Origin of the sequence: Paenibacillus sp. OT2-17 (genome assembly GCF_009827695.1) — a bacterium.
Lineage (GTDB): Bacteria > Bacillota > Bacilli > Paenibacillales > Paenibacillaceae > Paenibacillus > Paenibacillus polymyxa_B.
The window spans coordinates 1-8,524 of the sequence record NZ_WUDQ01000130.1; the positions used below are offsets into that span (position 1 = coordinate 1).

Annotated in this window: 3 protein-coding genes; all 3 read left to right on the plus strand. The window is 54.9% G+C overall.

All coding sequences use genetic code 11. The annotated features are described in order from the left end of the window. Nucleotides 1-1,816 (plus strand): ABC transporter ATP-binding protein (locus GRP75_RS14765; protein ID WP_237449057.1); only part of this gene is annotated, 1,816 nt, incomplete at its 5' end. Then, complete coding sequence (locus GRP75_RS14770; protein ID WP_160789666.1) at nucleotides 1,813-3,546, plus strand: ABC transporter ATP-binding protein; 1,734 nt, start codon at nucleotides 1,813-1,815, stop codon at nucleotides 3,544-3,546. The genes GRP75_RS14765 and GRP75_RS14770, both read left to right, overlap by 4 nt. 230 nt (nucleotides 3,547-3,776) lie before the next feature. Next, the coding region (locus tag GRP75_RS14775; RefSeq protein ID WP_160789667.1) for a non-ribosomal peptide synthetase at nucleotides 3,777-8,524 on the plus strand (4,748 nt) is incomplete at its 3' end.

Below are 8,524 nucleotides of genomic sequence, written 5' to 3' on the forward strand. Positions count from 1 at the left end.
CCGGCAGCCGGCTGTTCTAGAACAAGGCACAGCGGCGTCTTCCAGGCGCCAAACCGCTTACGCCGCCTGGAAAGCGTTCCGCTGGCTGATGTCCTATGTAAGCCGTCACAAAGGCTGGATGATCGTCGGTATCTTGTCCGCGATTGCCGCCGCCGTTATTGAGGTATGGACGGGAAGTTTGATCGAGCAGCTGACCACCCAGGCCGAGAAGGGGGCGGGGCCAGTCGTTCTGCAAATCGTGTACACGGTCTTTGTGGTCATCTTGATCGGTGTGCCGGCGAAGTTTTTCATGAGCTTCGGCGTGGAGCGAAGCAGCGCCTCTGCGGTGCAGGATATCCGCAATCATGTCATGCGTCATATCGGCAAACTCCCGGTCTCCTATTTGGAAAAGCAGCATTCCGGCGACGTGTTGTCGCGGGTCAACAACGACCTGCAGCTCATCCAGCAGTTTATGGTTCGGGACTTCGCCCAGTGGTTTTATCATCCGCTTTTGTTCATCGGCTGTTTCGCTTATTTGATCTACCTCCAATGGGAGCTGATGTTGTACAGCCTGCTGTTATTTCCCTTAGCGCTGCTGGTTTCCCAATGGATCGGCAAGCAGTTGGAGCGGTTAACGGAGGAAGCCCAGGTGAACATGGGCCGAATGAACGTCAACCTCCAGGATACGCTTGGGGGCATGCCTATTGTAAAAAGCTATCTGCTATCCGGCATGTTATCTCGCTCCTACCAAGTGCTGCTGCAATTGACGGCCCAAAAAAAGCTGGCCGTGAAAAAGCGGGAAGCCTGGGTCAACCCGCTGCTTTCCACGCTGATGATCAGCCCGATCATTTTCGCCGTCAGTTACGGAAGCTATTTGATCTACAACGGGCAGCTAGGTGCGGGAGAGCTGATTGCCTTCCTGTACTTGCTGAATCTGTGTCTGGAGCCGCTGGAGCATATTCCCGAGCTCATCACGCGGACGTTCGAAATGTCCGGTGCCCTGAGAAGGGTCTCCGAAATCGTCGAGCAGCCGACCGAAACGGAAAATGGCCGTTCGCTTCCGAAAGCAAGCGCCGCCCCCATCGAGTTTCAGAACGTAACCTTCGGGTATGAGGAGAACTCCCCGATTCTGCGGAATGTCAGCTTCTCAGTGCCGGAAGGAAAGACGATCGGGCTTGTCGGAGCGAGCGGCGGAGGGAAGAGCACGGTGTTTAAGCTTGTATGCGGCTTTTATCCACTTCCGGAGGACCAGGGAGAAATCCGCGTGTTCGGCAGCCTGATCCACGGCGCCGATCCGGAGCAGCTTCGGTCGTATTTTTCCGTGGTAACCCAGGATTCATATTTGTTTAGCGGCACGATCGCCGAAAATATCGGCTACGGGCGGGAAGAAGCGTCGATGGACGAGATTATCGAAGCCGCCAAAGCCGCTCAGGCGCATTCCTTCATTATGCAGCTTCCTGGCGGCTATCAGACGTATGTCGGAGAGCGCGGAGGCTTTTTGTCCGGCGGGCAGCGCCAGCGCATTGCAATGGCCCGGGCTTTTCTGAAGGATGCTCCCGTTCTGCTGCTGGACGAGCCAACGTCGGCTCTTGATCCGGAGTCGGAAAGCGCGGTTCAGGAAGCGCTTAACATATTGCTGAAGCAGAGAACGACGATGGTTATTGCCCACCGGCTTTCCACAGTACAAAACGCCGACGAAATTTGGGTCATGGAACAAGGAAATATTGTGGAAAAGGGCACTCATGAACAATTGCTGGAGATGAAGGGACTGTACGCCCAGTCGTACTACCAGGAATTTACCAAGTCTGCCGAACGCAGGGAGGTGGCGTACACTTGAAAAAGGGCGGATGGCTCTCGCAAGTGAAAGAACTCTGCTACTTGCTGACGTTTATGAACGGCAAGCGCAAAACCCAGTACGCTATTGGCCTGGTCGTGACGGCGCTCTCCCAGACATTGTTCCTGATCGCCTTCAGCTTGGTCGTACAAAACTTGGTTGATTTCTCCGTGTCCCGAGATACGTCCCTGATGGTGGAAGCCTTTATTATTTTGGGCGTGTCCCTGTTCCTGGAAAATATAGTTTCTCCCTGGTTCATTTACTTATACCAGCGCAGTGTCGAGCTGACTGTGCTGAATATCCGCGAACGTCTTTATGACAAGCTGTGCCGGGTGCGGCCGAAATTTCTGGAGCAGACGCACCATGGGGACTTGCTGTCGCGAGTGAACAACGACGTAACGACCGTTGAGTTTACATTCTCGCAGGTTTACTTCGTTTTGCTGCTTCAGGTTGTCTTTTGCATCGGCTCCATTGTCTCCATGGTGTTGATCGATTGGCGTTTTGCCGGCGTATCCTTTGTCATTCTGCTGCTGTCCTCCGTGGTCAGCCTGAAATTTGCGCGGGATGTTCGCGTCTTGTCCGAACAAGGCTTGCAAACGCTCGGTAAAATGACCGAAAAATTCAAAGATTTTATGGGCGGCATTCAATTGGTGAAGCTGTTCCGCATCCGCACGATTTACGGCCAGTACGAGGCGTTGAACGAACAAATGACGCAGACGCTTCGGCAAACGGCGCAGAAGAACGGCATGCAGGCTGCGGTGAACCATTTTATCAGCTACGTCACGTTCTGCGGCATCATCGTCATCGGCAGTCTTCTTTATGCCTACGGATTGATGGGGATGGGAAGCGTCGCCGCCCTGGCGGTTCTGCAAGTGAATCTGACGCACGCCTTGTTGAACTTGGGGATGGTTCTGTCGATGATCCAAAATTCGCTCGCGGGCGCTCACCGGATTCAAGAGGTACTAAGAGAGGAAGAGGAACCGGAGCGTTTGGGATCTCCTCACAGCGAGCTCGTGTCGGAGGCTGCGGTGGAGTTTCGCGATGTGGAATTTTCCTATCAGGCGGATAAAAAGGTGCTTGTCGACATGTCCATGCAGGTGTTTCCCGGCCAGGTCGCCGCTATCGTGGGGGCCAGCGGCAGCGGCAAAAGTACGCTGATCAAGCTGCTGCTCGGCTTTTATCCTGTGGACAGCGGAGAAATCCTGCTCCAAGGCAAACCGTTCGGCCATTACACGCTGGACGAAATCAGCAGGCAGATTGCATACGTTCCGCAGGAGCCGTTCTTGTTTACCGGCACGATTGAGGAAAACATCCGCTACGGCAACCCGGATGCAACGGATGAAGAAGTGATCGAAGCGGCCAAAGCGGCGTACGCTCACCATTTCATTCAGGAACTTCCTGAACAGTATAAAACGCCGGTGGGAGAGAGAGGAGCGTCGTTGTCGGGCGGACAAAGGCAGCGAATTGCGATCGCCCGGGCGATTCTCAAAAACGCTCCGATTCTGCTGCTGGACGAAGCGACTTCCGCGCTGGATAATGAATCCCAGCATTGGGTACAGCAGGCCCTGAACGTATTGATGAAGGGGCGCACCACCATTCTGATCGCCCACCGTCTCAGCACCGTGGAACATGCGGATTTGATTACCGTCATGAACCAAGGGACGGTCGTCGAGCGGGGCCGCCATCAGGACCTGCTGGCGCTCGGGGGTTATTACGCCCGGCTGTACGGCTAGACCCGCTTTACGGCGGGCGGCTTCCTGCTTGCGAATGCGACAGAGTCTTTTAGTAATCCGAGGTATGACTTTATAACCGGTAGTTACCAGAAAACGTAGACACGAAAAAGGAGGAAGAGTCCGAAGGAGCCGTTCCGGGAATGGCCTGCGCGGTTCTTCTAAGAGTGACTAAGTGACATCTAGGTACGAAGCCTATCTATAAAGAATCTCTAAACTGGGAGTGTGTCGATGTGAGAGAGAATACTAACGAGCAATATGGATTAACGCAAGCCCAGCGCCGAATATGGTTCATGGAAATTATGAATCCGGGAACGTCCATCACGATGCTTTCCGCGACCTACCAGATTACGGGCGAGATCAACACACAGCTTCTGGAGCAAGCGGCGGCAGAGATCGTCAAAACCTATGACGTTTTCCGAATCCGCATTAGCGGGGATTTGCAAAATCCAACGCAGTGGTTCGAAGAGCCGGAGAATGTCCAAGCTAGGATAAGCCGCCTCGAAATAGGCACAACCGAACAATTCTATGCTTGGGTGAAAGAAGTAAGCGAAAAACCGGCCAGCGTGTTCGACGAACACCTCTACCAATTTACGATTATCCATTTTGCGAACGGCCAAGTATGGCTCAATTTGACGGTAAATCATATTATCGCCGACGGCTTGTCCGTCAATGCTTTGCTGCATGCGGTGATGGAAAAATACCTGGAACTGCGCAAAGGCATCTCCAGCAGTTACCAGGCCCCTTCCTATCTGGATTATATTTCCGCGGAGCGTGAATATGAGCAATCGCAGCGTTATCAAAAAGGCAAGGAATACTGGCTGACGAAGTACAACACTTTGCCTGAAACGACCGGCATTAAATCGTATCCGCCATTCTCGATCGGCAGCGAATCCAATAAACTGGCCATCACTTTGGACGGTTCCCGGTATGAACGCATTCTGGCCTTTAGCGAACAATATCAGGTCAGCTTATATACGTTATTTCTGTCCGCCATGTACGCCTTATTGTACAAGCTGACCGACAGCACCGATGTTCCGGTCGGCACGGTTTTCGCCAATCGCACCAGCAAGAAGGAAAAAGAAACGATCGGCATGTTCGTCAGCACCGTGGCTACGCGGATTCGTCTGAATCCAGACAGGCACGTGCTTTCCTTGATCCAAACGGTTTCCAAGGAAAATACGGCGGATCTGAGGTATCAGAAATACCCTTATAACCAATTGATCCAGGATTTACGCGAACAACACGGCCGCAACGATCTTTCGGGGCTGTTCCGCACGTCTCTGGAATATCTGCCTTTGAAAATCGTGGAGTACGAAGAAATCAAGGTATGCCTGGAGGCTCACTTCGCTAGGCACGAGATGGACGATTTGCTGCTGCGCTTCGACCATATGCTGAATGAAGGCCATGTAATTCTCCATGCTTCCTATCGTACCGGCCTGTTCGAGACGGCCGAGATTGATCGGATTATGGAACAGTATGTAACCGTTCTGGACCAGTTTCTTCAGACTCCCGAACTGCCGGTACGCGAGATTTCTCTGCTGAGCGATGAGGAGAGACACCGCATTCTCAACGTTTTTAACCCGCCGGTGGCAGGGCTGAGCGAGGGAGAAGCGTTTCATCGGTATGTTGAAAAGTTTGCCCGGGAAATTCCGGAGCATCCGGCAGTCGTCTACATGGACAAACAGCTGACCTACGGCGAATTGAACGAACGCGCCGAGCGGCTGGCTTCTCTCCTTCGCGAACAGGGCGTGGGAAGGGAGACGATTACGGGGATCTGGGCGGAGCGTTCGGTGGAACTGCTGGTCGGGGTGCTCGCCGTTTGGAAAGCCGGCGGAGCCTATGTACCGCTGGACCCCGATTATCCGGCGGAGCGGATTGAGTACATGCTCAGCGATAGCGATGCATCGGTGCTGCTTACGCAGCGTCATCTGTTGGAGCGGGCCGGAGGTTGGTTGGCCGATGACCGGCTGAAGCTTCAAGCTGTCTATGCCATGGACGATGAACAGATTTATAACGGGGATGCCTTAGCCGTGGAATTTGAATCTGCCGGCAGCGCCCTGCAAGACTTGGCTTATGTGATTTACACCTCGGGTACGACGGGACGCCCGAAAGGCGTCATGATCGAGCACGGTAGTCTCGTGAATACGGCGGATGCGTACCGTCGCGAGTACCGGTTGGATCAGTTTCCGGTGCGGCTGCTGCAGCTGGCCAGCTTCTCGTTTGACGTGTTCGTCGGAGACATCGCGCGGACGCTGTATAACGGAGGCACGATGGTGATTGTGCCGAAGGATGACCGGATTGATCCGAACCTCTTGTACGGCTGGATTCGGGACCAAAACATTACGGTATTCGAATCGACGCCTGCGCTCATCCTGCCGTTCATGCAGCATATTTATGAAGAAGGGCTGGACGTTAGCTCCATGCAGTTGCTGATTACCAGCTCGGATGCTTGCAGTGTCACCGATTACCGATTGCTGCAGGAAAGATTCGGCGGACAATTCCGCATCATCAACAGCTATGGCGTTACCGAAGCGGCCATTGACAGCAGCTTTTACGGTGAGCCGCTGGATAAGCTGCCGCCGTCGGGTCATGTGCCGATCGGCAAAGCTTGGCTGAACGCCCGGTTTTACATTGTCGATGCCGCGTTAAAGCCGGTTCCTGTAGGGGTTCCGGGCGAGCTTGTCATCGGCGGCGCCGGGGTGGCGCGCGGGTACTGGAACCGTCCGGACCTAACCGCCGAGAAGTTTGCAGACAGCCCGTTTGTGCCGGGCGAACGTCTGTACCGGACAGGCGATTTGGCCCGCTGGCTGGAAGACGGCAACGTCGACTTCATCGGCCGGATCGACTATCAAGTGAAAATTCGCGGGTTCCGGATCGAACTCGGCGAAATTGAAACGGCCCTGCTGCGTTTCCCGGGCGTCAAGCAGGCTGTGGTGACCGACCGTACGGATGAGCAGGGGCAAAAGTATTTGTGCGGCTACGTGGCGGCGGATGCTTCCTTGCAGCTGAGCGATCTGCTGTCCCAATTGAAGCAAGAGCTGCCGGCCCATATGGTCCCGGCCCGGCTGGTGTCTCTTGACAAGCTTCCGCTCACGCCGAACGGCAAAATTGACCGTAAAGCGCTGCCTGAACCGACCGGAGAGGTAGAAGTAGGCCGTGAGTATGTGGCTCCTCGCACAACGCTGGAAACAAGACTTGCTCTCATTTGGCAGCAGGTGCTGGGTATTGCGCGAGTTGGAGTCCAAGACGATTTCTTTGACTTGGGTGGTCATTCCTTGCGGGCCTCCACGCTGGTTTCCAAGATTCGGAAAGAGCTGCAAGTCGAGGTTCCGCTGCGGGAAGTTTTCCGCTACACCACGATCGAACAGCTGGCCCAAAGAATCGGCGGTTTAAGGCAGCAGGAGACGTATGAGATTACAAAGGCGGCTGAGGCCGAGTACTATCCGGTTTCATCCGAGCAAAAGCGTCTGTACGTCCTGCGCCAGCTTGACGGGGCCGAGCGCAGCTACAATATGTCGGCGGCGCTTCTTCTCGAAGGCAAGCTGGACCGCACGCGCGTCGAGCACGCGTTCCGGGCGCTGATTCAGCGCCATGAGACGCTGCGTACCGGGATCGAGCAGGTTCAAGGCGAGCTTGTCCAGCGCATCTATGACGAGGTGGAGTTTGCTGTAGATTATTTCCAAGCGAGCGAGCGGGAAGTGGAGCAAGTGGTGGAAGCTTACTATCACCCGTTTGATCTGACCAAGCCGCCACTTCTCCGCATCGGCCTGATCGAAGTCGCCGCGGATCGCCACATTCTACTGTTCGATATGCACCATATCGTCTCGGACGGCATTTCGACAGCGCTGCTCTTCGACGAGTTCAGCCGCCTGTATCGGGGCGAGGAGCTGGCCCCGCTGCGCATTCAATACAAAGATTATGCCGTTTGGCAGCATTCCGAAGCTTACGGGCAGATGCTCCAGCCGCAGAAGGAGTATTGGCTGGAACAGCTGTCGGACGAGCTGCCGGTCTTGGAGCTACCGACGGACTTCCCGCGGCCTGCGGTGCAAAGCTTTGACGGCCGAACCGTGAAGTTTTATATCGAGAAAGATCGGACGGAGAAGCTGAAAGAGCTGGCGGCACGGACAGGGACGACCCTGTACATGGTGCTGCTGTCGGCTTACACCATCCTTATGCATAAATATTCGGGTCAGGAAGATCTAATCGTAGGAACGCCGATTGCCGGAAGAACGCAGGAAGAAGTGCAGCCGATCGTAGGGATGTTTATCAACACGCTGGCCATTCGCAGCCGTCCGGAGCGTTCCAAGCCGTACCTTACGTACCTGGAAGAAATCAAGGACATCACGCTCGGGGCTTTCGAACACCAAAATTATTTGTTCGAAGACTTGGTAGAAAGTCTTCACATTCCGCGCGCGACCGGCCGGAATCCGCTCTTTGACACGTTCTTCTCCCTACAAAATACGGAGAACGAGCAAATTGTCATCGAGGGGCTGGAGCAATCGTTTTATCCACTAGAAAACCAAACATCCAAGTTCGAGCTGCTCCTGGATATTTCGGAGCTGGACGGTCAGCTCGAATGCCGGTTGGAGTACGCTACGGCTCTGTATAAACAAGAGACCGCGGAGCGGTTCGCCAGACATTATGACAAGCTGCTCGAAACCATCGCAGCAGCGCCGGACGAGGATATTGCCTCGCTGGAAATGCTCACGGAGGAGGAAATCCGCGAGCTGGTGCGCGGTTTCAACGATTCGGAGGCGGACTACCCGCGGCAGCAGACGATTCACGGCTTGTTCGAAGAGCAGGCGGAGCTTTACCCGGACAACGTGGCCGCCGTCATGAACGAGCGGCAGCTGACCTACCGCGAGCTGAACGAGCGATCCAACCGCCTTGCGCGGAAGCTGCGGGAGACGGGAGTAGAAGCGGACCAGCTGGTAGCGATTCTGGCCGAACGCTCGCTCGATATGGTTGTGGGCATTCT